Origin of the sequence: Thalassovita sp. (genome assembly GCF_963691685.1) — a bacterium.
In the GTDB taxonomy this organism is placed as follows: Bacteria; Pseudomonadota; Alphaproteobacteria; order Rhodobacterales; family Rhodobacteraceae; genus Thalassobius.
The window spans coordinates 4,120,560-4,145,951 of record NZ_OY829290.1 but is presented as its reverse complement, the minus strand read 5'-3'; the positions used below and the strand labels follow the sequence as shown (position 1 = coordinate 4,145,951).

General features: G+C 60.6%; 24 protein-coding genes. 7 read left to right on the top strand and 17 right to left on the bottom strand.

Annotation, left to right across the window (positions count from 1 at the left end):
• Nucleotides 1-32 precede the first annotated feature (32 nt).
• Together sfsA and map are read left to right on the top strand one after the other, a co-directional pair.
• Nucleotides 33-734: a DNA/RNA nuclease SfsA gene (sfsA, locus tag ACORLH_RS20125; RefSeq protein WP_321830117.1), complete on the top strand. Its 702-nt coding sequence runs from the start codon at nt 33-35 to the stop codon at nt 732-734.
• 83 nt (nt 735-817) lie between these two features.
• Entirely contained in the window at nt 818-1,630 is an 813-nt protein-coding gene (gene map, locus ACORLH_RS20120; RefSeq protein WP_321830116.1) for a type I methionyl aminopeptidase, read from the top strand.
• 196 nt (nt 1,631-1,826) lie between these two features.
• Here map and ACORLH_RS20115 read toward each other — a convergent pair whose 3' ends face one another.
• Entirely contained in the window at nt 1,827-2,279 is a 453-nt protein-coding gene (locus tag ACORLH_RS20115) for an Lrp/AsnC family transcriptional regulator (RefSeq protein ID WP_321830115.1), read from the bottom strand.
• Nucleotides 2,280-2,381: 102 nt separating this feature from the next.
• On the opposite strand from ACORLH_RS20115, the gene ACORLH_RS20110 reads away from it, so the two are divergent.
• Complete coding sequence (locus ACORLH_RS20110) at nt 2,382-3,062, top strand: AzlC family ABC transporter permease (protein WP_321832860.1); 681 nt, start codon at nt 2,382-2,384, stop codon at nt 3,060-3,062.
• Entirely contained in the window at nt 3,059-3,355 is a 297-nt protein-coding gene (locus ACORLH_RS20105; protein ID WP_321830114.1) for an AzlD domain-containing protein, read from the top strand. The genes ACORLH_RS20110 and ACORLH_RS20105 overlap by 4 nt, the downstream gene beginning before the upstream one ends.
• A 151-nt stretch (nt 3,356-3,506) precedes the next feature.
• On the opposite strand, the gene ACORLH_RS20100 is transcribed toward ACORLH_RS20105, so the two are convergent.
• Nucleotides 3,507-4,376 carry a DUF2189 domain-containing protein gene (locus tag ACORLH_RS20100; RefSeq protein WP_321830113.1) on the bottom strand — a complete coding sequence of 290 codons (870 nt, stop codon included), beginning with the start codon at nt 4,374-4,376 and terminating at the stop codon, nt 3,507-3,509.
• A gap of 411 nt (nt 4,377-4,787) precedes the next feature.
• On the opposite strand from ACORLH_RS20100, the gene ACORLH_RS20095 reads away from it, so the two are divergent.
• Nucleotides 4,788-6,272 (top strand): SulP family inorganic anion transporter, encoded by a 1,485-nt coding sequence (locus tag ACORLH_RS20095; RefSeq protein WP_058242359.1) that lies wholly within the window; start codon nt 4,788-4,790, stop codon nt 6,270-6,272.
• 10 nt (nt 6,273-6,282) lie between these two features.
• Complete coding sequence (locus ACORLH_RS20090; protein WP_321830112.1) at nt 6,283-7,134, top strand: universal stress protein; 852 nt, start codon at nt 6,283-6,285, stop codon at nt 7,132-7,134.
• A 65-nt stretch (nt 7,135-7,199) separates the two neighbouring features.
• Here ACORLH_RS20090 and ACORLH_RS20085 read toward each other — a convergent pair whose 3' ends face one another.
• The 6 genes from ACORLH_RS20085 to ACORLH_RS20060 all read right to left on the bottom strand — a co-directional run bounded on the left by ACORLH_RS20085 (nt 7,200) and on the right by ACORLH_RS20060 (nt 13,325).
• Nucleotides 7,200-8,234 carry an NADP-dependent oxidoreductase gene (locus ACORLH_RS20085; protein ID WP_321830111.1) on the bottom strand — a complete coding sequence of 345 codons (1,035 nt, stop codon included), beginning with the start codon at nt 8,232-8,234 and terminating at the stop codon, nt 7,200-7,202.
• Nucleotides 8,231-8,659 carry a PaaI family thioesterase gene (locus ACORLH_RS20080; protein WP_321830109.1) on the bottom strand — a complete coding sequence of 143 codons (429 nt, stop codon included), beginning with the start codon at nt 8,657-8,659 and terminating at the stop codon, nt 8,231-8,233. The genes ACORLH_RS20085 and ACORLH_RS20080 overlap by 4 nt, the downstream gene beginning before the upstream one ends.
• A gap of 10 nt (nt 8,660-8,669) precedes the next feature.
• A complete protein-coding gene (locus ACORLH_RS20075; protein ID WP_321830107.1) occupies nt 8,670-9,692 on the bottom strand; it encodes a phosphotransferase in 1,023 nt (340 codons plus the stop codon).
• 46 nt (nt 9,693-9,738) lie between these two features.
• The gene (locus ACORLH_RS20070; RefSeq protein ID WP_321830106.1) at nt 9,739-10,671 is read right to left on the bottom strand and encodes an SDR family NAD(P)-dependent oxidoreductase; all 933 of its coding nucleotides are present in this window, start codon (nt 10,669-10,671) and stop codon (nt 9,739-9,741) included.
• Nucleotides 10,668-11,135 carry a MaoC family dehydratase gene (locus ACORLH_RS20065; protein WP_321830105.1) on the bottom strand — a complete coding sequence of 156 codons (468 nt, stop codon included), beginning with the start codon at nt 11,133-11,135 and terminating at the stop codon, nt 10,668-10,670. The genes ACORLH_RS20070 and ACORLH_RS20065 overlap by 4 nt, the downstream gene beginning before the upstream one ends.
• 558 nt (nt 11,136-11,693) lie before the next feature.
• On the bottom strand, nt 11,694-13,325 hold the full coding sequence (locus ACORLH_RS20060) for a long-chain fatty acid--CoA ligase (RefSeq protein ID WP_321830104.1): 1,632 nt from the start codon (nt 13,323-13,325) through the stop codon (nt 11,694-11,696).
• Nucleotides 13,326-13,513: 188 nt separating this feature from the next.
• Between ACORLH_RS20060 and ACORLH_RS20055 the strand changes: the two genes are divergently transcribed.
• Nucleotides 13,514-14,479: an NADPH:quinone oxidoreductase family protein gene (locus ACORLH_RS20055; RefSeq protein WP_321830103.1), complete on the top strand. Its 966-nt coding sequence runs from the start codon at nt 13,514-13,516 to the stop codon at nt 14,477-14,479.
• Between the two features lie 288 nt (nt 14,480-14,767).
• Here ACORLH_RS20055 and ACORLH_RS20050 read toward each other — a convergent pair whose 3' ends face one another.
• The 9 genes from ACORLH_RS20050 to ACORLH_RS20010 form a co-directional block, all read right to left on the bottom strand.
• Nucleotides 14,768-16,435: a DUF4139 domain-containing protein gene (locus tag ACORLH_RS20050; RefSeq protein WP_321830102.1), complete on the bottom strand. Its 1,668-nt coding sequence runs from the start codon at nt 16,433-16,435 to the stop codon at nt 14,768-14,770.
• A 104-nt stretch (nt 16,436-16,539) separates the two neighbouring features.
• A complete protein-coding gene (locus tag ACORLH_RS20045) occupies nt 16,540-17,562 on the bottom strand; it encodes an aspartate-semialdehyde dehydrogenase (protein ID WP_058242369.1) in 1,023 nt (340 codons plus the stop codon).
• Nucleotides 17,563-17,780: 218 nt separating this feature from the next.
• Nucleotides 17,781-18,521, bottom strand: a complete 741-nt coding sequence (locus ACORLH_RS20040; RefSeq protein WP_058242370.1) for an SDR family oxidoreductase — start codon at nt 18,519-18,521, stop codon at nt 17,781-17,783.
• A complete protein-coding gene (locus ACORLH_RS20035; protein WP_321830099.1) occupies nt 18,518-18,970 on the bottom strand; it encodes a thioesterase family protein in 453 nt (150 codons plus the stop codon). Before ACORLH_RS20035 ends, ACORLH_RS20040 begins: the two co-directional genes overlap by 4 nt.
• Before the next feature lie 5 nt (nt 18,971-18,975).
• Entirely contained in the window at nt 18,976-20,430 is a 1,455-nt protein-coding gene (locus ACORLH_RS20030) for an aldehyde dehydrogenase family protein (RefSeq protein WP_321832859.1), read from the bottom strand.
• 24 nt (nt 20,431-20,454) lie between these two features.
• Nucleotides 20,455-22,044, bottom strand: coding sequence for an ABC transporter ATP-binding protein (locus ACORLH_RS20025; protein WP_321830097.1), 1,590 nt, complete (start codon nt 22,042-22,044; stop codon nt 20,455-20,457).
• Nucleotides 22,041-22,856: an ABC transporter permease gene (locus tag ACORLH_RS20020; protein WP_321832858.1), complete on the bottom strand. Its 816-nt coding sequence runs from the start codon at nt 22,854-22,856 to the stop codon at nt 22,041-22,043. The genes ACORLH_RS20025 and ACORLH_RS20020 overlap by 4 nt, the downstream gene beginning before the upstream one ends.
• On the bottom strand, nt 22,853-23,800 hold the full coding sequence (locus ACORLH_RS20015; RefSeq protein WP_321830095.1) for an ABC transporter permease: 948 nt from the start codon (nt 23,798-23,800) through the stop codon (nt 22,853-22,855). Before ACORLH_RS20015 ends, ACORLH_RS20020 begins: the two co-directional genes overlap by 4 nt.
• Before the next feature lie 103 nt (nt 23,801-23,903).
• Complete coding sequence (locus ACORLH_RS20010; RefSeq protein ID WP_321830093.1) at nt 23,904-25,385, bottom strand: ABC transporter substrate-binding protein; 1,482 nt, start codon at nt 25,383-25,385, stop codon at nt 23,904-23,906.
• Nucleotides 25,386-25,392 lie beyond the last annotated feature (7 nt).

The following is a 25,392-nucleotide window of genomic DNA, read 5'->3' as shown; positions in this document are numbered from 1 at the left end:
CGAAATCTTTTCCCCCGGTATAGGCGCGAGATATGCGCTTTCCTACCCCTCTTGTCCCCGCCCGGCTGATCCGTCGCTACAAACGCTTTCTGGCCGATGTGATTTTAGACGATGGCCGTGAGGTGACAGCCCATTGCGCCAACCCCGGATCGATGATGGGGCTGGCCGAGGAAGGCATGAAGATCTGGCTGGAGCCAAACGACGATCCGAAGAAAAAGCTCAAGTTCGGCTGGCGGCTGGTGGATCATGAAAACGGCCATTTCACCGGGGTCGATACCTCGGTGCCCAACCGCGCCCTGAAGGCGGCTTTAATGGCGGGCGAGGTGCCGGGCCTTGAGGCACCCGAGGTGCGGCCAGAGGTGAAATATGGCGAAAAGAGCCGGATCGATTTCCTGCTCTCAGGCGCTGGACCGGACTGTTATGTCGAAGTGAAATCCGTGACACTCTGCCGTCAACCGGGGCTGGCGGAATTTCCCGACAGCGTGACCGCCCGCGGGCTGAAACACTTGGGCGAGCTGACCAAAATCGTCGAAGGTGGCCAACGGGCCGTGATGCTTTATCTGGTGCAGCGCACCGATTGTGACCGGGTCAGCATCGCCGCTGACATTGATCCAGCCTATGCGGCGGGGCTGACACAAGCGGTGGCCGCCGGGGTCGAGATCCTGTGCTTTGATTGCGCGATCACGCCTGAGGCGGTTGAGGTCGGCAAAGCGTTGCCATTTGTTCACGCCTAGCCCCCTTCTGCGGCTGCCTCTGGTCCTCAGGGGATAAACACCCTAAATACGGGTGAAATGGTTTTTGTGAAAAGGGTGATCCCGTGAACGAGACGCATCAGGGCCGTATTACACGCGACGGTATCCGCATCCATCAGGCTGCGGATTTTGCTGGCATGCATAAAGCTGGCGCGCTGACGGCCAAGATCCTTGATGAGATTGCCGAACATGTCTTCCCCGGCCAAACCACCGGTGAGATTGACCGGATCATCGAAGAAAAGGTGAAAGAGGCTGGCGCCACCTCGGCGACCATCGGCTACAAAGGCTATCAGCACGCCAGCTGCATCTCGATCAACCATGTGGTCTGCCACGGCATTCCCGGTGAGAAGAAGCTGAAAGATGGCGACATCCTGAACATCGACGTCACGGTGATCGTGGATGGCTGGTTTGGCGATTCAAGCCGGATGTATGTCGCAGGCAAACTCAGCCGCAAGGCTGAGCGTCTGATCCAGGTGACCCATGATGCGCTGTTCAAAGGCATCGAAGCGGTCAAACCCGGCAACACCTTTGGCGACATCGGCCACGCCATTCAAAGCTACGCCGAAAGCCACCGCATGAGCGTGGTGCGTGACTTCTGCGGCCACGGTCTGGGCCGGGTGTTCCACGCGCCGCCCAACGTGCTGCACTACGGCCGCCCCGGCACCGAAGCGGTGCTGGAAGAAGGCATGTTCTTTACCATTGAGCCGATGATCAACCTGGGCCGTCCTGAAACCAAAGTGCTGGCGGATGACTGGACCGCCGTGACCCGCGATAAATCGCTGTCAGCGCAGTTTGAACATTCCATCGGCGTGACGGCAGACGGGTTTGAGATCTTCACCCTCTCCCCCACCGGCCGCTTCCACCCCACCTACGGCTGACGACCCTGGGTCTAGGGCGTCATAATGGGTGGCGTCGAGCCCCCAGGCATCGGGGTAAATGCGACTCATGAGGCAATTTAAGGCCCAAGGCACAAAGGACGCTTTGAGCCCTCAGAGCCGGATGCTGTGCTCGGCATCAATGTCGGCAATGCCGCAGGTAGCGGCTTCTGATATCGTTGCAAAAACTGGGCAGAGGTTAGATCGGTAGCTCCAAAGTTGCCTTTTCAGTCGAAACGACAATTGATGTGCGGAACTTACGAACATTCTTGTCAGCAAAGAAAAACCGATGGGTGAAACGTTCGTAATCCTCAATGTCTTTGGCGACGACGACCATCAAGAAATCTGCATCACCGGCGATGCAATAGAAGTTGGTCACCTGCCTGTCTTCGCGCGCCTTTCTTTTAAATGCGCTGATCTGATCCAGACGGTCACGTTCAAGTTCGACGGACACGATCGCAGTGATACCAAAACCTAGCTTTGTTCGGTCAAGAACGGCCACTTCTTTCTGGATGACGCCCTTGTCGCGCAGAACCTTTAGCCGTCTCTGCACCGATGCCGTGGACGCCCCGGTGTGGTCCGCCATGTCCTGAATGGTTGTTCGTGCGTTTTGCTGCAGCAATGCCAGCAGCTTATTGTCCAGCTGATCCATGATCGACTTGCCTCACTTTTTCTGGAAATTTGATTTTGCAAGATCACTATATATCAATTTACACCGTTTATCATATCACAATAAAAATCTAATTTGAGCGCCATGAAACACGGTGCTCTTGCAATTCTTCCCTTGGCTGCTGGCGCAGCTGTCTATGGCTTCGCTTTTGGTTTGTTGGCTGCTCAGGTTGGCTTCCCATGGTGGGGCGTCACGCTGATGAGCGGTATGGTCCACGCTGGATCTTCCCAGATTGTCGCGGTTGAGCAATTCGCTGGATCCGCCTCTGTGCTAGGTGCGGCCTTGGCAGGCGCGGCACTGAACCTGCGCTACATCGGTATTGTTGCGTCCTTATCAGAGATTCTAAGTGGTCTTTCGCTGCGAATGAAGCTGTTAACAATCCACATTACCGGTGATGAAAACTGGGCACTGACGATGGCAGAGCGTGCAAAAGACCCGGCGATCGGTGCTCGTTTTCTGATCGGTTCTGGGCTGGTGATGATTTGCGTCTGGACCGTCTCGACAACGCTTGGAGCAGTCGCAGGATCAACCCTGCCAAACCTTGAGCAGTTTGGTTTGGGCTTTGCGTTTACCGCTGCGTTTATCGCAATGGCCAGAGGGTTATGGCGGGGGTATGCAAATCTGCTCCCATGGTCCGCCAGCTTTGTCACAACAATCGCAGCCGTATCACTGGGAACACCGAAAGCCTATGCGATCGTCACCGGGGCTATATGTGGCCTCGTCATCTCCCATCAGCTTAGAAAGCGAGGAAAGACCCCAAAATGACTATTTCTTATTGGCTGCTGATCCTCGTCCTTGCGATTGCTGCATTCACTATCCGTGTTCTCGGTCTCTTTGCAGGAGATGCGATCAAGTCGTCGCGTTTCAACTGGGTGTTGGATGAGTTGCCCGGCCTTATTGTCGTCTCACTGGTGGCATCTTCATTGGCTGGCCAACCTCTGGGAACGTGGGTTGCCGCTGGCGTTGCTCTGGCCGTTGCATATTTCACAAACCACGTCATCTTAACGATGTTTGTTGGTGTTGCAGCTTTTGGACTGCTTCTCTGGCTCGGCGTGTGAATTGCTGGAAACCCAACGCGAGTTTTAACATCTCAGACAGTCGCATCGATTGCTAAATGGCCTTTACCCTAAGGCGTACCAAATAGCGCAATGGGCGGGGGTGTGACCCCGCTTTCTTACCTCCCTCTCCTCAGGGCCGGCGTGTCCGGGGCTACTTGGCCTCGGGGAAATGCACTGCCTTACGGTAGAGGTGCCAACTGGCGTGGCCCAGCAGTGGCATCACGAAGATCAGGCCAAGGAACAGTGGGGCTGAGCCCAGTGCCAGCAATACGGCGATCATGGCGCCCCAGGTGAGGGTGACGGCTTTGTTCTCTCTGGCTGCCTTCAGCGAGGTTGCCACGGCAACCGGCAGGCCGACCGGGCGGTCCACCAGCATGGGGAAGGCGATGAAGCCTGTGGCCAGCACCGTCAGCGCAAAAAGGAAACCAACCGCATTGCCAAAGACGATCATCTGCCAGCCCTCGCCCGTGGTGAAGAGAAGGCGCAGGAACTCAACAGGTCCTGCCGGGGCGAGGCCGCCCAATGTCTGGCTGTAGATCCAGGCCGCGGCATAGAGCCAAATGGCGTAGAGTACGATCAGATAGAGGCCCAGCGTCATGATCGGCGCGAACCTTGGGCTGCTCATCAGCATCAGCGCATCGGCCCAGCTGGCGCGGCCCTCGGCCTGTCGGGTGCGTGACATTTCATAAAGGCCGGTTGCGGCCAGTGGCCCAAGCAGGGCAAAGCCCGCCGCGATGGGGAACAGCAGGGGCAACAGGGCCTGCTGGAAGGCGAAGAAACAGAGGGTTAGCCCGACCAGCGGATAGATCACCGCCATCATCAGAACATCGCTGCGAAAGGTGGTGAGGTCATCAAAGCCTTCGCGCAGGGCGTCCCACAGGTCGCCAGTACTGAGTTGCCTGACTTCAGGCAGTGCCATGTCCTGGCTTGCCATCGCCTCGGATCCATGAGCGATCATTGCGCCCGCCCCGGTGACGGCGCCAGCGCCCCAGCTGAGCGGGTTTCCAATTGTTTTGACCATTTTGATCCTCCCTTTTCGGTGCGGCTGCCACGATTGGGGCGGGCAGACCGGTTGGGGTTGGGCAGGTCCGGGGCAGCTGCTGCGCGCAGTGCCGCGGGGTGTCGCGTGTTGCGATCAGGCCGGATCAGCGTGCCCGGGTCACTCACGGTGGCGAGCGTTGTGTCTGGCCTTGGTGTTGTTAACCTTAGCACAAAAGCCCGAAAAAGCGGCGCTGCCTCCCGGCAATGTGATTGCGCTGTGACAGTTCCGGCAAGGCGGAAACGATAACGGGCTTAGGGCTTGCGATCCTCAAACCCCTTTATATAAGCGGCTCGAAACGTGGTCTTGCGGCCGAAACCGGCCCGAAACTTGCTGAACAGGACAAAACTTTGCACCCCGGTCGCCCCTGGCGCGGTCCGGAACGGAGGGCCGATGATGCTGCTATCCAACTACAAACACGAATGGTTCGGAAACATCCGCGCCGACCTCTTGTCCGGCCTGGTGGTCGCACTGGCCCTGATCCCCGAGGCGATCGCCTTCTCGATCATCGCGGGTGTGGACCCGAAGGTGGGGCTTTATGCGTCCTTCTCGATCGCGGTGATCACCGCCATTGTCGGCGGTCGCCCCGGCATGATCTCAGCAGCCACAGCGGCGACAGCCGTGTTGATGGTGACGCTGGTGAAGGATCACGGGCTGCAGTATCTGCTGGCGGCAACCGTGCTGGCGGGCATCCTGCAGGTCGGCGCCGGGCTGTTGAAGTTGGGCTATGTGATGCGCTTTGTCAGCCGCTCGGTGATGACCGGCTTTGTGAACGCGCTGGCGATCCTGATTTTCATGGCGCAGCTGCCTGAGCTGATTGATGTCCCACCGCTGACCTATGTGATGGTCGCGGCCGGTCTGGGCATCATCTACACCTTCCCGCTGCTGACCAAATCGATCCCGTCGCCGCTGGTCTGCATCGTGGTTCTGACCGGCATATCGCTGGCGCTGGGGCTGGATCTGCGCACGGTCAGCGACATGGGCGAACTGCCCGATACGCTGCCGATGTTCCTGATCCCGGACATTCCGTTGAACATGGAAACCCTGATGATCATCCTGCCATACTCGGCTGCGGTGGCGGCTGTGGGTCTGCTGGAAAGCCTGATGACCCAGAACCTAGTGGATGATCTAACCGATACAACCTCGGACAAGAACCAGGAATGCATCGGCCAGGGTGTTGCCAACATGGCCACCGGCTTCATCGGGGGTATGGCGGGGTGCGCGATGATCGGTCAGTCGATGATCAACGTGAAATCCGGGGGTCGAGGCCGCCTGTCCTGCTTCATCGCGGGTGTGGTTCTGCTGATCCTTGTTGTGTTCCTCGATGACATCGTGGGGCTGATCCCGATGGCCGCGTTGGTGGCAATCATGATCATGGTTTCGGTCGGGACCTTCAGCTGGTCCTCCATCGCGAACCTGCGCGAACATCCGGCGTCTTCGTCCATTGTGATGGTGGCAACGGTGGTCTTTGTGGTCTTCACCCATAACCTGGCCATCGGTGTTCTGGTTGGTGTGCTGCTGTCGGGCATCTTCTTTGCCTGGAAAATCGCGCAGCTGTTTGCCGTCACCAGTGACCTGTCGGCAGATGGGCGCACCCGCACCTACACCATCCACGGCCAGTTGTTCTTTGCCTCGTCCGAGGACTTCATGAAGGCGTTTGACTTCAAAGAAGCGCTGGAGAAAGTGGTGATTGACGTCAGCCGTGCCCACATCTGGGACATTTCGTCTGTTGCGGCCTTGGACATGGCTGTGCTCAAGTTCCGTCGGGACGGCGCCGAGGTGGAGATCATCGGCATGAACGAAGCATCGAAAACCATTGTTGATCGTCTGGGGGAGCATGACAAACCCGGCGCGATGGACAAGCTCTTGGCGCATTGAGGGGGCTGACATGAGCAAGAAAATCTTCGCATTGGTGGATGGGTCTGCTTATTCCGAGTCGGTCTGCCATCACATCGCCTGGATTGCCGGCCGCATTGGCGCCTCGGTGGATCTGTTCCACGTTCTGGGCCGCCGCGATGCGGGTTCGGATGATCTGAGTGGCAACCTGCGCCTTGGTGCGCGCACCAAGATCATGGGCGAACTGGCCGAGCTGGACGCACAGCGCGCCAAGCTGGCGCAGGCGCAGGGGCGCGCGATCCTTGAGGATGCGCAGGCGATCATCGAAACCGATGGCGTGGCTGAGGTGCGGCCGCACCTGCGGATTGGTGACATTGTCGAGTCGGTGGAAGAGCTGGAAGGCGACGCCGATCTGATCGTGATCGGCAAACGCGGTGAGAAGGCTGACTTTGCCAAGCTGCATCTGGGATCAAACCTGGAACGTGTGGCGCGTGCCACCAGTAAGCCTGTGTTCGTGGCCAATCGTGAGTTCAAACCGATTGAGAAAGTGTTGATCGCTTTTGATGGCGGTGTCAGCGCGATGAAGGCTGTTGACTATGTGGCGCGTCATCCGCTGTTTGCCGGTCTGGCCTGCACGGTGGTGACCGTTGGCACCCCGTCCGATGCAGTGTCAAAAGGTCTGGAAGACGCCAAGGCGACGCTGGCCGCCGGTGGCCATGAGGCTGAGATCAAAGTGGTTGAGGGACAGCCCGAAACCGCCCTGGCGGAGCTGATTGAGGCCGAGGGGCATGACATGCTGGTGATGGGGGCCTATGGCCATTCGCGGATCCGCGCGATGATCATCGGGTCCACAACCACGGCGATGATCCGCACCTGTAAAGTGCCGGTTCTGCTGATGAAATAATTCGGTGATATTGCTGGATGGAAAAAGGGGCCGCTGAGGCCCCTTTTTCATGTGTTTCTATCTGGTTAGAGCGCCACGATCTGTTTGCCGGTGTTGCCCCCGCCCAGCATCGCCATAAAGGCAGCCGGCGCGTTTTCCAGCCCCACGGCCACATCTTCGACAAAACGGATGTCGCCACCGGCCACTTTGGGCCCGACCTCTTTCAGGAAGTCCCCAAAGCGGTGGAAGTGATCGGTGATGATAAAACCGTGCACATGCAGGCGCTTCACCAAAATGGTCCGCCACAGTTTGGGCAGCTGGTCCACCTCACCGCCCTGATTGGCCCCCAGCGCCCCGGCGTTATACCAGGCGATCATGCCGCACAGCGGGATGCGCCCGCCAACGTTCATTAAGGGCAGCACCGCCTCCAGCACCTTGCCCGCGACGTTTTCAAAATAGATGTCGATACCATCCGGGCAGGCCTCCGCCAGCGCGGCGCGCAGGGCTTTGGCGTCACCAAAGGCGCGGTGATCCAGACAGGCGTCAAAGCCGAAGGTTTCGACCGCCATCTGGCATTTCTCGGTGCCACCGGCGATGCCGATCACCCGCAGGCCCAGCGACTTGGCCAATTGCCCAACCATCGATCCAACCGGTCCGGTTGCGGCAGCAACCACCAGCGTTTCGCCGGCTTTCGGGCGGCCATATTCCATCAGTCCGGCCCAGCCGGTGAAGCCAGGCATCCCCAAAACCCCCAGCGCGGCGGTCACCGGCCCATGTGCGGGATCCAGCTTGCGCAGCTCCTTGCCCGGCAGGCAGCCGTGGCTGGCCCAGCCAAACATGCCAAAGGCGATGTCACCGGGGGCAAATCCGGGATGGTTTGAGGCGATGACTTCACCCACGCCGCCGGCCTCCATCGTGCCGTTCAAGGGCACCGGGGCCGCGTAGGACTTGGCATCATCCATACGCCCCCGCATATAAGGATCGAGGGAGAAGTGGCTGAGTTTGACCAGCACCTCACCGTCACCCGGCACCGGCAGCGGGGCGGTTTCCAAACGGAAGTCTTCGGCCACCGGCGCACCTTCGGGGCGGCGGGCCAAAACGATATGCTGCATCTCGGTCATTTGGGGCTCTCCTCTGGGGCTTTGGTGCCTGTGCGGTAACGGAAGGTGCCGACGCCGCTGGCAACCGGGTTGCCATGTTCATCAGATAGCAGCGCTTCGGTAAAAAACACCTTGCGGCCACCACCGGTTTTGCGGGCTTCAACGATCAGCCGCTCACCGCGGGCTTGACCTAGGTAGTTCACCGTCAGCGATAGGGTCATAGCCATCTGCGGATTGTCCGGGTCACCAGTGTAGCAGCCCGAAAAACCCATGGCCGTGTCGATCAGCGTTGCATGCACGCCGCCATGCGGAATGCCGTAGCGGTTGCCGTGCACCTCAAGGATGGGCATTTCCACACGGGCATAGCCCTGCTGCCAATCGGTGATTTCAAATCCAAGGTGTTTTTGCAGCGCGTAGGGGTCTTCGCGCAGGGCGGGGTCAATCATGTCTGGTCCTTCACTTCGCCGCATCCAGCCCGTGCTGGGCAAACAGCGGCACATAGGCGCCAAAGGCCTTGGCGCGGCCGGGGTCTGAGGCATTGCCATCAAGCGCCCGTTTGTAAACGCCCTGCAGGATCGCCGCCATGCGGAAGAAGGCAAAGGCCAGATAGAAGCCAAACCTGTCGATGCCCGGCAGGCCGCGGCGCTGACAATAAAGGTCAATGAACCCCTGATCACTGATCAGCCCTTCGGCGCTGCGATCAACACCCGCCAGCCCGCGACCTTCGCCACCGGGGGGCATCTGCCACTGCATGATGACTGCGGCCAGATCGGCATAGGGGTGGCCGGTTGTGCTGAGTTCCCAGTCCAGAACGGCCAGACACTGCGGCCCGTCTGCGGCAAACAGCATATTGTCGATCCGGTAGTCGCCATGCACCAGCGTGCGCTGCCCGTCCTCTGCCGGGACATTGCTGTCGAGCCAGCTGATCAGCTCCTCCATCGGGGGGATCTGATCGGTTTCCGAGGCGCGGTATTGTTTGGTCCAGCGGTCGATCTGACGTCGGTAGTAATTGCCATCAGGCCCGTAGTCCGACAGGCCCACCGCACTTAGGTCAACGGAATGGATTGCAGCCAACACCCGGTTCATTTCTTCGAAAATCGCCAGGCGATCAGGCACGGCCACATCGGGCAGCCGGGGGTCGTTGAAATGGCGGCCTTTGATTTCTTCCATCACGTAGAAGGCTGACCCGATCACGCTGTCATCTTCACACAGGTGATACATCGCCGGCACCGGAACATCACTGCCCGCCAGGGCCTTTTGCACCCGATACTCCCGCTCCACCGCATGGGCGGATTTCAGCAGCACGCCGGGTGGTTTGCGGCGCAGCACCCATGAGCGATCCGGCCCACTGAGGCGAAAGGTGGGGTTGGATTGGCCCACTGCAAACTTCTCGGCCTGCAACGGGCCTTGGAAGCCATCGATATGCTGGCTGAGGTAGGCCGTGACGGCCGCTAAATCCAAATCCGCGGTGGTGCTCATCTTGGGCCTCCCGGCGCTTTTGTCATTCCAGGTCAATCGTTCCAGGTTAGTCGTTCCAGGGCAGGGGCAGCCCACGGGCCGCCGCAGCCATGCGGGCATATTTGCGGGTCTGGGCAAAGGCGTGATCCATCACCTCGGCCCCGGCAGGATCCCGGATCTGATCCATCGCCCCCAGCACAGCCTCAGGGGTCAGCGCCTCATCGGTCAAGGCCACACCGGCGCTTTCGCGGATCTGAATCTCGGAAAAGCAGCCGGCGCCGGCACCAAGGATCATCTTGGTCGGGGCGTCACCACTGACCAGCGCCAGCACACCGGGGGTGATGGTTTCCGGCTGCAACAGGGCCAAAACATCCTCGGACAGCAGGCTTTCGGTCATTCGGGTTGCTGCCGACGGGGCCAGCATATTGGCGCGGATGTCGAACTTGGCGCCCTCGATGGCCAGAACGTTCATCAGCCCCAGCATGCCGGATTTGGCCGCGCCATAGTTGGACTGACCAAAGTTGCCATACATGCCCGAGGCCGAGGTGGTGAAGACGATCCGCCCATAGCCCTGCGCCACCATATGGGGCCAGACCGCATGGGCACAGTTGGCAGAGCCCAGAAGGTGCACATCCATCACCGCCTGAAAATCGGCCATCTCCATCTTGGCAAAGGTCTTGTCGCGCAGAATGCCGGCGTTGTTCACCAAGATGTCGATCCGGCCCCAGTGGGCGATCACATCGGCCACCATGGCGCTGACCTGATCGGCGTTTGAGACATCGGCGCCGTTTGCCATTGCCTCACCGCCCATCGCCTGGATTTCGGCCACCACTGCCTTGGCGGCATCCGATCCAGATCCGGTACCATCCACCGCGCCACCCAGATCGTTGACCACAACCTTGGCGCCACGCGCCGCCAGTCCCAGCGCATGGCTGCGGCCCAGTCCGACACCTGCGCCGGTTACAATGGCCACCTGGCCGTCAAATCTCACGTCAGTCATTCGTCCTCTCCGAAATAGAACCGTCCCAGCCAAAGCGCGACGAGGGCAGGGCGATCCTGGCCTTCGATCTCAACCGTCACTTCGCTGGTGGTTTGCACCTCACCCGGGCGCATCTCGGCCACATCGGCCAGTTTGAAATGGCCCCGCACACGTGCGCCGACAGGCACCGGCGCGGTGAAGCGCACCCGGTCAAAGCCATAGTTCACGCCCATCTGCAGCCCGCTCATTTTCGGGTAGCCCTGCAGCATCATGGCCGAGAGCAGCGACAGCGACAGAAAGCCATGGGCAATCGTGCCACCAAACGGGGTCTCGGCAGCGCGGGCCGGATCCACATGGATGAACTGGCGGTCCTCGGTAACCTCAGCAAAGGTATCAATGCGGCTCTGGTCGATCTCAAACCAGTCTGAGGTGCCCATGTCCTGGCCTTTGCTGGCCAGCAGCGCGGCTTTGGTTAGTGTTGTCATCCGTACCTCCCTCTGAGCGGTCGTCGGTCTGCGCTTGGTCAAGAGTTTGACGGCAGCGGTCATCTGGTGGGGGAAACAGGCACGCAATTGGGCCGCTGTGACGGCTCAGGGGCCAGTCTGGGCGCAAATCCGGTGCAAAGCAGCGCAGGGCGCAGGGCGGCATCCACCCCTCCCAAGAGTCTGCGCCGATCAGCAGGTTAGGCGCTGCACCAGGGCGGAACAAGCAGCGCAAACCAACAAGACGTAACGTCGCAAAGTGGTGTTTTCGGCCAAAGAGCAACCTGCGATTTTCACTTCGTTTTGCCCTGTCAAAGAAAAATCCTAGGCGATCAAAGGGACTTGGCCCTATAGTTTCTTACGAATCAGTTTCCTGCGAAACGGGGAAGGGAGGAGCCCTGTTTCGCCAACTCCTGTACTCAGGAGGGGTGGCACCCGGTTGACGGCGGTCGACCGGGTGCATTTATTTTGCATTGTCATCAAGTTTTAGGGGCGTATTTGCGCCGGGGCAGAGCAGCCTGACGAGATCCCCGTCAGGCCGTTGATTTTGACAAACAGCCGCTAGCGCAGATCTGGCAGCACATAGTCCGCCATCCGTTTGCGCAGTGTCAGCTTGGAAATCTTGCCGGTCGCGGTCAGGGGCAGATCCTCAACCCAGATCAGATCATCGGGCAGCTGCCATTTGGCAAAATGCTCAGCCATATGGGCGTGCATGTCATCCAATGCAGGGCGGGCCTCCCCCGCCGGGACGGCGACCAGAACCGGCCGTTCATCCCATTTGGGATGGGCAATCGCAATCGCGGCACAGTTGGCAATATCGGGATGCGACATGGCGGCATTTTCCAGATCGATGGAAGAAATCCACTCCCCACCCGACTTGATCAGGTCTTTGGAGCGGTCCTGAATGGACAGGAACCCGTTCGGGTCCAGCGTGGCGATGTCACCGGTGCCAAACCAGCCATCCTGATCCATGGTGGCTTGGGTCGCCTCATCGTTTTTGAAATACCCTGCGACCACGGTGTTGCCGCGCACAAACAACTCGCCGGCCGCTACGCCGTCATGTGGCTGGGCTTTGCCATCCTCATCCACGATTTTCATCTGCACGCCAAAGGCGCGGCGGCCCTGCAGGCTTTTCTTGTCGATCATCTGATCAAACGGCAGATCCCGCACCCAGCTGGGCATATGGCCATGGGTGCCGATCGGGCTCATCTCGGTCATGCCCCAGGCGTGGCCCACGGCAACACCCAGCTTTTCCAGTGTTTCGATTATCACCCGCGGGGCGGCCGACCCGCCCACCACCAGATCGCCGAAACCTTCAGGTTTGCGGCCCTGTGCCTCAATCTCGGCCAGCAGCCCCATCCAGACGGTGGGCACGCCCCAGGCTGAATGGACCTTTTCCGCATCCATCAGTTTGAACAGGCTGGGCCCATCCAGCGCCGCCCCCGGCATCACCATGTTCAGCCCCAACAGCGGCGCGGTATAGGGCAGTCCCCAGGCGTTGACGTGGAAAAGCGGCACAACGGGCATCACCGCGGATCCTTCGGGCATGGTGGAACCCAGGCAGGTGCAGATCATCATTGCATGCAGCACTGAGGAGCGGTGCGAATACAGCGCGCCTTTGGGATTGCCGGTGGTGCCGGAGGTGTAGCACAGGCCCGAGGCGGTGTTTTCATCAAACTCTGGGAAGTCGAAATCGGCAGGATGTTCGGCCAGCAGATCCTCATAGCACAGCGCGTTGAGGCTGTTTTCCGGCATATGCGCCCGGTCGGTCATCACCACATAGGTGATGTCACCCGGCAGCTGGTCCTGCACCGCCTCAAGGATCGGCACAAAGGTTGTGTCGACAAAGATCAGGCGATCCTCGGCATGGGTGACGATGTAGATCAGCTGCTCGGCCGACAGGCGTGGGTTGATCGTGTGACAGACCGCCCCCATGCCAGAAACTGCATAGTAGAGTTCAAAATGGCGGTAGCCGTTCCAGGCCAGCGTCGCAACGCGATCCCCCATCTGCACGCCCCAGGCCTGCAGGGCGTTGGCCAGTTGCTGCACCCGGCCCAGCGTTTCAGCATAGGTCTGGCGATGCACGTCACCTTCGGTGCGAACCGAGATGATGCCAGCCTGCGGATATGCCTCGGCGGCGTATTTCAAAATGTCGCTGATCAGCAGCGGACGATGCATCATCATGCCCAGCATGCGTACCTCCCATATGTCTCCCTGAGGAGGAGCCTAGCGCGCGGCGGGATCATTGCAAAATCCAATTTGTCAAAGGACGGAGCGTAAGTTTCCACAAAAACAAGGGTTTGGCGGCGTGGGCCTGTAAAACGCTTGATCAGAGGTGGCCTGAACGGCAGCCTGACGCGGTGAAGAGAGGGAGAGAGTTGATGAAATCGGTGCAGTGCAACGCCTTTGGACCGCTGGCAGATCTTGTTGTGGCAGAGGTGGCCGAACCAGTGCCAACAGGACGGCAGGTGGTCATCAAGGTGGAGGCGGCAGGGGTGAATTACCCTGACGGCCTGCTGGTGCAGGGTCTTTACCAGATGCAGCCCGAGTTGCCTTTTACCCCGGGAATGGAAGCCGCTGGTGAGGTGGTCGCGCTGGGGCCGGACGTGAGCAATGTGAAGATCGGTGATCGGGTCGGTGCGGTGCTGCAGCTGGGCGGATATGCCGAACAGGCCGTGGCGGACGAACGCGCGACCTTCCCCATTGGCGATGCGGACGCGGCGGAGACCTGTGCGCTGCTCGTGGCCTATGGCACCTCGCATCACGCGCTGAAACAACGCGCAGCCCTGCAAGCGGGCGAGACGCTGGTGGTGCTGGGAGGGGCCGGGGCAACAGGTCTGGCGGCCATTCAGATCGGCAAGATCATGGGCGCAACAGTGATCGCGGTCTGTTCCTCGGCCGAGAAACAGCAGATCGCCCGGGACGCGGGTGCAGATCATGTGATTGGCTATGACGCTCTCAAAGAAGACATCAAACGCCTGACCGATGGCAAAGGTGCAGATGTGGTTTTTGATGTGGTGGGCGGCGCTGCATTTGACGCCTGTTGCCGGGCAATGGCGCGCAATGGCCGGTTGCTGATCATCGGCTTTGCCAGCGGTGAGATCCCGAAATTCCCGGTCAACCTGGCGCTGGTCAAAGAATTTGCCCTTGTCGGGGTGTTCTGGGGCAATTTCACCCGCGCGGAGCCAGCCGTCTACGCCGACAACATGCAGGAGCTGATGGGGTGGTATCGCGGCGGGCAGATCAAACCGCTGATCGAAGGCCGCTACGCGCTGGAAGAGGCTGCGCAGGTACTGGAGCGGATCCTCAATCGGGGCGCGGTGGGTAAATTGGTATTGGCGCCCTAACCATCGTGTAATCAAGCCGTAACCAAATAGGGCGCGCCATGCGGCGCGCGCTCGATGCCTCGTCCTTCGCCTGCGGCGGCGTCCTCGGGTTGGGTGTTGAGCGGGGGAAGGTGCGGGCAAAAAGATGCCCCCTGCAAAGTGGGGCCAAGCAGGGGGCCTCTCCGTTTGCGGATGGTGTGTGTACCCAGAACCGCAAACGAAGCCTCAGGTGATTCTGGTTAACAAAACCTTTCCATGGTCTGAAAACCTCGGGGTCCGACTGGCTTGAACGTCAGTTTCACCGGGGGGTTACCGTGGGATCAGCTCCATCTCACCCGGCCAGCTGATGCGTTGGTTGAGTTTGATGATCTTCTCAGCCCCGGCGGCCAGCGGGAAGGTCCAGGCGAGGACGCCGCGCCGCCCGTCGAGGTCTGTCTCGCTGGGCTCGGGCAGGGTGCTCCAGGTGATTTGCAGATCGTCCTGTTCGCCGTAGGGCACCCGGTCAATCAGGCGCATGTCCCAGGCGCGGTTGGTCAGGTTGTCCACGGTGATCCGGATCGCTTCGGTGCGGTCGTTGGATTTCGACAAGATGCCACGGTCGCCCTGATTGCGCGTGACCTCACGGCGCAGCTGCAGGCCGTCGATAGGGCCAAAAGGCAGGCGCAGATCATCGCCGGCGGCCAGCATCGGCTGATCAAAACGGCCGACCAACTCCCCATCCAGATAAAGCAGGGTTTCAGGTGAGGGCAGGATTTCTTCGCCGCTGTCGTTCAGGATTTTGGCAGTGAGGAAAGCGGTCTGATCGTAAAGCGGTACCGCCGTTGCCTCAATCGTGGCCTCAAAGCTCAACGTGCCCAGCGACAGTTTCGCGGCATCCGCCCCGGTGGCAAGGCTGACGGGCTGGGGGTAGGGGTAGGTCAGGATCAGCCCGCCGGCCAGCGCCACGGGCGGCGCCATGACCACGGGTTCGGCTTCGGCCACTTCCATCATCGGGGCGGCCATATCCGCAAATGCGGGGGCCGCGGACTCAGATCGCACTTTGGCCAAGGGGCGGTGCGGTTCCACCAGTTGGCGGAAATCGCTGTAGACCTGACTGGCAGCAACCTCACCACTGGGTTGGCTGGTGGAGAGGGTCAGCGCGACATCCTGCCAGTTTTCACCGGAATACTGTTCGACCAATGCGCCGCGATCGAGCTGCAGCATGCCGCTGTCAAGCGTGAGGGAGGCATCGTTGACCGGGCGCCAGCCGGCGGCATCGATGAAATAGCTGATTTCCAGCGTGGCTTCACTGGCGGCGGAGGCACTGGCGGCGACCTCCACCAGTAGCACCTCACCCTGACCGCGCACCAGCGCATCCAGCGCTTGCTGCGCCTTATCGACCGCCTGTTGCAGCTCTGGCAGATCACGCGACAACTGGCGGGCTTCGGCATCGGCCTCCAACACGGCCTGACGCGTAGCGAAGGTTTCTTCGCCCATCATCCGGGCGATATCGCGCAGGTCTTCGGCGCTTAGGCCTGAGAGCGCATCGCTTTTGGTCAGACCGCGCAGGAACCCGATGGCGGTGTCCGCCGCTTCTTTGCTGAGGTGCAGGCTGCGGATGTCATCCTGATGGGCCTGTAACTCCTCACGTGCGGCCTCAAGGCGGCGTTCGGCGGCGGCGCGGGCGGCATCTTCGACCTCGGCGCGGGGGGGCACAAAGTCATCGCGCAGGGTGACGGCCCCCAGCTGCGCACCGGTCAGCTTGGCCCGGATCCCATCAAGCGCCACGGTTTGGGGCAGATCCAGGACCTGCAGCTGGTGACTGCCAGCGGGCAGACCAAACTGGGCGGTGCGGGTTACCTTGGCGCCGTTGGGATAGACAATCACATTGGAAATCTGACTGGTGAGCTGAAAGGTCTCAGCCAGCGATACGGTGGGCAGCAAAATAGCGGGTAGCGAAGCCAGGGCGGTGCTCAGCAAAAAGGGAAGGGCGCGCATGAAATCTCTCCTGATCAAGTGCGACCATGGTGAAACCCTGCACCCCCTAAACGCAAGAGGGCGCCCATCGGGACGCCCTCAAGTGGTGATAATCAGCCGATGGATCAGCCTTTTTTCAGAACCTCACGGCCCAGCAGCTCAGCGATTTGTACCGCGTTCAGGGCAGCGCCCTTGCGCAGGTTGTCGCTGACGCACCACAGGTTCAGGCCGTTTTCAACGGTGACGTCCTGACGGATGCGGCTGATGAAGGTGGCGAAGTCGCCGACGCATTCAATCGGGGTCACGTAGCCACCGTCTTCGCGCTTGTCGATGACCATCAGGCCGGGGCTTTCGCGCAGGATGTCGCGGGCTTCATCTTCGTCCAGGAACTCTTCGAATTCGATGTTGATCGATTCCGAATGGCCAACGAAGACCGGAACGCGCACACAGGTGGCGGTCACTTTGATCGCGGGGTCGACGATTTTCTTCGTCTCAGCGATCATTTTCCACTCTTCCTTGGTGTCGCCGCTGTCCATGAAGACATCGATATGCGGGATCACGTTGAAAGCGATCTGTTTGGTGTAGACCTTCGGCTCCACTTCCTGGCCGGGGACATACATGCCCTTGGTCTGGTTCCACAGCTCATCAATTGCATCTTTGCCCGAGCCGGAGACCGACTGGTAGGTCGACACCACAACGCGCTTGATCTTGGCGCGATCATGCAGCGGCTTCAGCGCCACAACCATCTGCGCGGTCGAGCAGTTGGGGTTGGCGATGATGTTTTTGTTTTTGTACTGGTGCACGTCCTGCGGGTTCACCTCAGGCACGATCAGCGGGATCTCAGGATCATAGCGGTAGAGCGATGAGTTATCGATCACCACACAACCAGCTGCTGCCGCTTTCGGCGCGTATTGCTTGGTTGCGGTCGAGCCGACAGCAAACAACGCGATATCCCAGCCAGTGAAGTCAAAGGTGTCCAGGTCTTTGGTCTTCAGGGTGGTATCGCCGAAGCTTACTTCGGTGCCTTGAGATTTGCGGCTTGCCAGCGCAACGATCTCGTCAACAGGGAACTGGCGCTCGGCCAGGATGTTCAGCATTTCGCGGCCCACGTTGCCCGTGGCGCCAACGACGGCGATTTTGTAGCCCATTTGGCTCACTCCTTAAGGTTTGGACAGGGCGCTCTTAGCGCAGCAAACCAAAGGAAAAAAGGGGATTCGCGCGGATGTGATGAACTATATTGTATCGAAACATCGCCCCTTTTGCGGTGGGGCGGGGGGATTTGCCCGCTGGACCGGCTGCGAATTCTGCAACAGCGGGATAGGGTTGCGCCCGTTTCACAGTAGGAAAGGGCGCAACTTCGTTGGCTTTAGATGCAGCGGCCGCCGTCCACTTCCATGGCGACGCCAGTGACCATGCCAGCCTCATCCGAGCAGAGGAAACAGGCGGCATTGCCCATGTCCTCTGGGGTGGAGAAGCGACCGATCGGGATGGTCGACAGGAACTTGGCGCGAATCTCAGGCGTGTCTTCGCCCATGAAGCTGGTCAGCAGCGGGGTTTCACCGGCCACCGGGCAGATGGCGTTCACGCGGATGCCCGCAGGGGCCAGTTCGACGGCCATGGTTTTGGTCGCGGTGATCATCCAACCTTTGGAGCTGTTGTACCAGTTGAGGTTCGGCCGCGGGCTAAGGCCGGCGGTGGAGGCAACGTTCAAAACGGCGCCTTTGCCCGCTGCCTTCATCAGCGGTACGGCGTGTTTGGCGGTCAGGTAGACCGATTTGCAGTTCACCGCCCAGACCCGGTCAAATTCATCCTCGGTGACCTCTTCCATCGGTTTGGGCAGATGGGTGATCCCGGCGTTGTTGACCAGAATATCGATGTCGCCCATCTGCGCACGCGCAGCGGCGACCATGGCGGCGACATCGGCGTCTTTGGACACATCCACCTGCTGGGCGATGCCACCCACCTCGGCGGCCACGTCGCGGGCCAGATCCATGTTCAGGTCAGCGACCATCACATTGGCGCCTTCCTCAGCAAACTTGCGTACAATCCCGGCGCCAAAGCCGGATGCGCCACCCGTTACGATGGCGGTTTTGCCTGCCAGTCTCATGTTGTTTCTCCTTCCTCCGCTGGCGCAAGGCGCAGCGTCTCCAACTTGTCTTTGATATCCTCGGGGATGGCGATGGCGCGGCGCGCCTCCAGATCCATCAGCACTTTGGTAAATCGGCCCTCAAACACCAGCTGCTCTGACCCGTCAGACCGGCTGCGGTAGATCCGGTGGCGAAACACCATCGACTTGGTGCCGGTCGACAGCAGCCCGGTGCGCAGATGGATGCAATCGCCGGGCAGCAGCTCGGCCTTATATTGCGCCTGCATATCCACCACGGCGATGCCCAAGCGTCGGCCCCCCAGGATATTGTCCCGGCCCAGCCCGACATGGTTCATCATGGCAAAGCCCGAGTCTGAGACATAGGCGATGTAGCTGGCGATATTGGCATGACCCAGTGTATCACATTCGCTGGCCGCAACCACGCGGCGGCCTGTTTCGATCTCAGCCATCTGCGTTACCCGTGAAAGGCGGCGACGGTTTTCAGGGTGGTGAAGCCATAAAGCGCCTCAAACCCTTTTTCGCGGCCATGCCCTGACTTGCCGATGCCGCCAAAGGGCAGTTCCACCCCGCCCCCGGCGCCATAGTTGTTGAGGAAGACCTGACCGGTGCGGATCGCTTTGGCCAGACGCATCTGGCGGGCGCCGTTCTGCGACCAGACCGAGGCGACAAGCCCGTAATCGGTGCCATTTGCGATGGCCACGGCTTCCTCTTCGCTGTCAAAGGGAATGACGACCTGCACCGGGCCAAAGATTTCGTCCTGCGCCAAGGAGTGATCAGGCGCGACCCCGGCAAAGAGGGTGGGCTGCACGTAATTGCCGCCATCCGGTGCGTCCTGCAGCACGCCTTGCGCCGCCGTTTCCAAATCCTTACCCTGATCAAGGAAGCCGGAGACGAGCCCTTTTTGTTTGGCCGAAATCAGCGGCCCCACGTCCAGATCAGACATCGCCTGACCAACACGCAATTCGCCATAGCGGGCCGCCATCCGCTCAACCACCTGATCATAGACCGAACGATGCGCCAGAATACGGGACGAGGCCGAACAGGTCTGGCCCGCGTTCTGAATGCCAGCGTTCACAAGGAAGGGCAGCGCCGCATCCAGATCGGCATCTTCAAACACCAGCTGCGGGGATTTCCCGCCCAGTTCCAGCGTCACCGGAATGACGTTCTGCGCCGCCGCCATCTGCACCTGCACACCAGTGCCCACCGAACCGGTGAAGCTGACGTGATGCACGCCAGTGTGGGCGCTCAGCGCCGCGCCCGCCTCGGATCCTAGCCCCGGCACCACGTTCAGCGCACCGTCGGGCAGGCCGGCTTCTTTGGCGAGATCGGCAAAGGCCAATGCGGTCAGGCAGGCATCCTCGGCCGGTTTCAGCACACAGGCGTTGCCGGTGGCCAGCGCCGCGCCGACGGAGCGGCCAATGATCTGCATCGGATAGTTCCACGGCACGATATGGGCGGTCACCCCGTGGGCTTCGCGCATTGTGTAGACGGTGTAGCCGTCCAGATAGGGGATGGTTTCGCCATGCAGCTTGTCAGCAGCACCGGCGTAGAACTCCAGATAACGGGCCAATGCGATGGCATCCGCGCGGGCCTGTTTCAGTGGCTTGCCCACGTCCAAGGCTTCGATCCGGGCCAGATCCTCCACCCGGTCCAGCACCAACTGACCCAACCGGTACAGGATACGGCCGCGTTCAACCGCGGTAACCTTGCCCCAAGCGCCCTGCCAGGCCCGGTGCGCCGCGTCCACGGCGGCGTCAATATCCGCCGCACCACCGCGGGCAATCGCGCCAATCTCTGCCCCGGTGGAGGGGTTTGAGAGCGGCAGCGTCTGGCCAGAGGCAGGGGCCACCCAAGCCCCATCGATCAGGCATTTTTCGGGGTCAAACCACAGGTTCAGCGCATCGCTCATCATCTTGTCCTTCGTCTTATCGTCTCACGCAACATCGGCCGGCAACACAGGCGCGGCGGCGATCAATTCTTTGGTGTAGTCATGCTGCGGCGCGTCAAAGACCGCCTGCGTTTCGCCCTGTTCCACGATCTCACCGGATTTCATCACCAGCACCCGGTCGGTGATCGAACGCACCACTGACAGATCGTGGCTGATAAACAGGTAGGTCAGCCCAAATCGGTCCGACAGGTCCGCCAGCAGGTCCAACACCTGCGCCCGGACCGAGACATCAAGGGCTGAAACCGCCTCATCCAGAATGATCAGATCCGGTTTGATGATCAGCGCGCGGGCAATGGCGATCCGTTGACGCTGGCCACCGGAAAACTCGTGAATGTATTTATCAAGGTCATCAGCAGTGAGGCCGACGCTCTCCATCGCTTCAACCATCGCATCCTGCAATGCCCGTCCTTTCGGCGGCTGGTCCAGCAGATGCATTGGCTCACAGATCAACCGGCTGACCTTCCAGCGTGGGTTAAAACTGCCATAGGGATCCTGAAACACCACCTGCATACGGCGACGTACGGCGCGGTTTGGTTTCTTGCCGCTGAAGACCGGCTGACCGTCCAGCAGGATTTCACCGCCCTGCACCTCTTCCAGTCCCAGAATGGCGCGGGTCAGGGTGGATTTGCCACAACCAGACTCCCCCACCAGGCCCAGGCTTTCGCCCTTGCGGATGTCAAAACTCACACCTTTCACGGCCTGCAGTTTGCTGGTTTTGCCCAGCCAGCCATTGGCATGCAGCGTGTATTCCCGCACCACATCCCGCACGCTGAGCAGCGGCTGGTCCTGCGCGGAACCCTCACGGTCCGGCACATGGGTGGAGGCTGCCAGCAGCGCCTTGGAATAGGGGTGCTGCATGTCGCGGAACAGGGTTGCTGCCGGGCCACTTTCGACTACACGGCCTTTTTGCATGATGACATTCTCATCCGCCAGATCGGCCACCACCGCCAGATCATGGCTGATCAGCATCAGGCCCATCTGATCCTCGGCCACCAGCCGTTTTAGCAGCTCAAGGATCTGTGCCTGCGTGGTCACATCCAGCGCGGTGGTCGGTTCATCCGCGATCAACAGCTTGGGGCGCAGCGCGATGGCCATGGCGATCACCACCCGCTGGCGCTGCCCCCCGGACAGCTCAAACGGATAGCGGCTGAGCGGGAAGCGGTCCTGCGGTAGTTCCGCACGGGCCAGCGCCTCGGCGGCGCGCTCCAGCGCCTCAGCCTTGCTGACGTCTTCGTGGATCAGGATGGTTTCGGCCACCTGATCGCCAATGGTGCGGATTGGGTTCAGCGCGGTCATCGGTTCCTGAAACACCATGCCCACGTCGCGCCCGCGCATCTGGCACAGCTGCGGTTCAGTGAGCGCCAGAACGTCCTGCCCAGCCACGGTGATCTGCCCCTCACAGGTCGCCCCATTAGGCAACAGCTGCATGGCCGCAAAGGCGGACATAGATTTGCCCGAGCCACTTTCGCCAATCACCCCAAGAATCTGCCCCGGCGCGACCTTCATCGACACATCGTGCAGGATCTGACTGCCGTGGATACTCAGGTTCAGCTTGTCGATTTTCAGAAGGCTCATGACCGTGCCCTCCGCAGTTTGGGGTCAAACATATCGCGCAGCCCGTCGCCCATCAGGTTCAGCCCCAACACGGTCAGCAGGATCGCCAGACCGGGGAACAGCGCCATATGCGGGGCAAAGGAAATCATCGTCTGGCTGTCCGCCAGCATCCGCCCCCAGCTGGCGGTCGGCGGCTGTGCGCCAAGGCCAACGTAGCTCAGGCCCGCCTCGGCCAGGATCCCCAGTGAAAACTGAATGGTGCCCTGCACGATCACCAGGTTGGTGACATTGGGCAGGATATGCTCAACAGAAATCCGCGTCGCGCCTTTGCCGGCCACACGGGCCGCCATGACATAGTCACGGGTCCAAAGGCTCAGCGCGCCGGAACGGGTCAGGCGGGCAAAGACCGGGATGTTGAAGATGCCGATTGCAATGATCGCATTGACCGCTGAGGCGCCAAAAACAGCGGTGATCATGATGGCGATCAACAGCGACGGAAAGGCAAAGACCAGATCGTTGCCGCGCATGATCAGCTCATCCAGCAGCCCGCCTTTGCGCGCTGCTGCTGTCAGGCCCAGTGGCACCCCCAGCCCCATGCCGATGCCCACAGCCACCAGCGCCACCGCGATAGAGGTGCGGGCGCCCACCATGATCATGCTCAGGATATCGCGGCCGAAGTGATCGGTGCCCAAGGGGTGCGCCAGCGTGGGGGCTTTGATCTTGTTGGCGATGTCCAGCACCGTCGGATCATAGGGCGTCCAGAGGAAACTCAGCACTGCCATGCCGGCAAAGATGACGGTCAACACGCCGCCCAGCCAAAGGTTTCGCATCAGCGCCGCCCCCGTAAACGGGGATCCACGATGGCATAGGCCAGATCCACCAGAAAATTCACTACGATCACTGCAAAGACCAGGAGCATCACAACGCTTTCCACCACGATCAGATCGCGGGCCGAGATCGACTGGAACACCAGCCGTCCAAGGCCGGGCAGGAAGAAGACGTTTTCGATGATGATCGCGCCCGCCAGCAGAAAGGAAAACTGCAACCCGATGATGGTCAGCACCGGGATCAGCGCATTGCGCAGCGCATGTCGCCACAGCGCCTGGCGTTTGCTTAGGCCTTTGGCACGGGCGGTGCGGATGAAATCCTCGGACAGGGTGTCGAGCAGCGACGAGCGCATCACCCGCGCCAGAATGCTGGCCTGCGGCAGCGCCAGCGCAATGGCCGGCAGGGTCAGGGATTTCATCGCCAGAAAGAACCCGGCGTCCCAGCCGACAAAACCACCGGCGGAGAACCAGCGCAGGTTGATGGCAAAGACCAGCACCATCAGCATGGCGAACCAGAAATTCGGGATCGCCACGCCCAGCTGCGTCACCCCCATCACGGTCACATCCACCGGCGAGCCGCGTTTGGACGCGGCCCAGATCCCGGCGGGGAAGGCAATCAAGGTCGAAAGCGTCAGCGCATAAAGCGCCAGCGGCAGGGAAATCCACAGCCGCTCGCCGATCATCTCGGCCACGGGGGTGCGGTAGGTATAGGAGGTGCCGAAATCGCCCTGCAGCAGGCCACCAGCCCAGCTGAGGTAGCGTTCTGCCACGCTGCCGTTCAGCCCCAGCTCCTCGCGCAGGGCGGCCAGTGTGTCTTCCTGTGCGTTGATGCCCAGCATATAGGCGGCCGGATCCCCCGGCACGACCTCAAGCGCCAGAAAGATCACCAGTGAGGCCACCACAAGGCTGACCGCCAGCGACAGCAATCGTTTCAACAGATAGTGCAGCATCGGCGCCGCTTCCCTCCAAGGGACGTCGGCCCCTGTCTTTCAATGTTCCAAAAATACTCAAATCCCCGGCAGCCACACACACAGCCGCCGGGGTGGGGTCAACTTACTCCCAGTAAACGCCGGTCAGATCGGTCGCCTGGGTGGGCGCGTCTTTCCAAAGGCCCTTCACCTTGGCATTGGCCACGGTGGGGAAGGCCAGCTGGAACAGGTAGCCGTTCACATAATCGCCGGAAATGGTTTCCTGTGCGGTCGCCAGCAGCGCCGAACGTTTGGCCGGATCGGCCTCCACACCCAGATCTGCGATCAGCTGCTGGAAGCTGGGGTTGTCATACTGGAAATAATAGTCCGGACGGGCATAGATGCCGATGTCGAAGGGCTCGGTGTGGCTGACGATGGTCAAGCCGTAGTCCTTGCCGCGGAACACCTGTTCCAGCCACTGCGCCCATTCCAGATTGCTGATTTCAGCCTCGATCCCCACCGCACGCAGCTGGGCGGCAATGATCTCCCCACCGCGACGGGCGTAGGAGGGCGGCGGCAGTTTCAGCGTGGTTTTGAAACCGTCCGCATAGCCCGCCTCGGCCAGCAGTTCCTTGGCCATCGCCGGATCATAGGCGCTGTTGCCGGTCAGATCGACGTAATCGGGATTGTGCGGCGCAAAATGGGTGCCAATGGGGGTGCCATAGCCGAACATCGCGCCATCGATGATGGCCTGACGGTCAATGGCATGGGCCAGCGCCTTGCGGACCTTCACATTGTAAAAGGGCGGCATCTTGTTGTTGGTCGACAGGATGGTTTCACCCTCGGTCGAACCCACCAGCACCTGGAAGCGTGGATCGGCTTCGAACTGCGGCAGGTTCTCCGGCGCGGGGAAGCCGACAAAGGCGTTCACATCCTCAGCCATCACTGCGGCAAAGGCGGCGGTCGGATCCGAGATGAACTTGAAGCTCACCTTGTCCAGTTTCGCCGGTGTGCCCCAATAGGCGCCGTTCTTTTCCAGATCGATCTTGTCGCCCTGCACCCAGTTGGCAAACTTGAAGGCGCCGGTGCCGACGGGGTTGGTCTTGATGTTCTCAATGCTTTCCGGCGCCACGATCACCGCATCGCCCCAGGCCATGTTGAACAGGAAGCTGCCGTTGGGTGCGGCCAGCGTGACCTTGACAGTCAGCGGATCCACCACCTCGACGTTTTCGATGCCTTCAAACAGGGCTTTCTGCGCGTTGGCGCTGTCTTCGGCGCGGGCGCGATCCAGCGAGAACTTGACGTCTTCGGCGTCCATCGCCGAACCGTCATGGAAGGTCACGCCTTCGTTCAGCATGAAGGTGTAGGTTTTGCCGTCGTCCGAGATTTCCCAGCTTTTGGCCAGACCGGGGTTTACGGAACCGTCCGAACCGAAACGGGTCAGACCTTCAAACACGTTGGAATAAAGCACCGATTCGATGGCGCCTGCGGCGGCCGATGTCGGGTCCAGATGTGGCGGCTCCAGCTGCATGGCCACAACGATGTCGGACTTGGCCATGGCCAGCCCGGTGCTGGCCGCCAGCGCCGCTGCGCTGAGGAGGCCAAGTTTGAAAGTCTTGGTCGTCATTTCGTGT